Genomic DNA, 777 nt, shown 5'->3' with positions numbered 1-777 from the left:
AATGACACCGTTGTGTGTGAGTCCGTTTAAGCGGGCAAACTGAAGAATTCGCCCAAATTGTCCCAGTTCCGAATCGGCTATTTTTGTAACGTCATGCAAAATCACGGATGAGGTTTCCAACTCGCTGAGATTGGAATCGTTATTTATTAATGACAAACTCGAAATCAAATCAAAACTGACACGATATAACTCAACAAGGATGTGAGATTGTTTCTCTGCCAGATTGACACCCTCATAGCGCAATGAGAACTCTTCACCTACAGCATTCATTAACGGTAGAGAGGCGTAGCCTACGTACGCATAATCAACAACAGGTTGCTGAGCTGGCGTTTTTAAAAATTTAATTACGCCCCAGAGCGGGTCAACAATGTAATCTTCGCCAGCAATGAGCGCCACGATTGAGACGCCAAAAACATTTGGGTAACGCAGGCTGATAGTGTCACCAGCCTGAATTCCCGCCGGTAAAACCTCGCCCGTCACAAGGCTAGGCGTTCTGCTGGCCATATTGGAATAAAGCAATACCTGTAAATTTTCTTTTGAATATTCGTGCCAGGTAGATGTTACTTTCCCATTGACGGCAGAAACATAACGCTGTGAGTCAACCAACCGCCCACCAACGGACGCTTTCGATTTCTTTTCATCGAATTCCAGCTCAAGGGTTAACGCAGAAACATCACCAATCCAGCGCCATGATAAAGCCTGGCCCGCCGTATTGCGGCGAGCCAGGTAGACTTTTCCTTGACCGTAATAAAAATCACTCATTCGCTACCGCCTTCA

Annotated in this window: 1 protein-coding gene; it reads right to left on the bottom strand. The window is 45.8% G+C overall.

Annotation, left to right across the window (positions count from 1 at the left end):
• Positions 1–762, bottom strand: a 762-nt coding sequence (locus ACJ8HT_RS24120) for a hypothetical protein (protein ID WP_442520150.1), incomplete at its 3' end; no start/stop codon positions are given.
• Positions 763–777: the final 15 nt, after the last annotated feature.

It is taken from the genome of Serratia sp. CY44782, assembly GCF_052168715.1.
In the GTDB taxonomy this organism is placed as follows: domain Bacteria; phylum Pseudomonadota; class Gammaproteobacteria; order Enterobacterales; family Enterobacteriaceae; genus Serratia; species Serratia nevei.
Note: the sequence above shows the minus strand (reverse complement) of the source record. Positions and strands in the feature narration are given on the sequence as shown.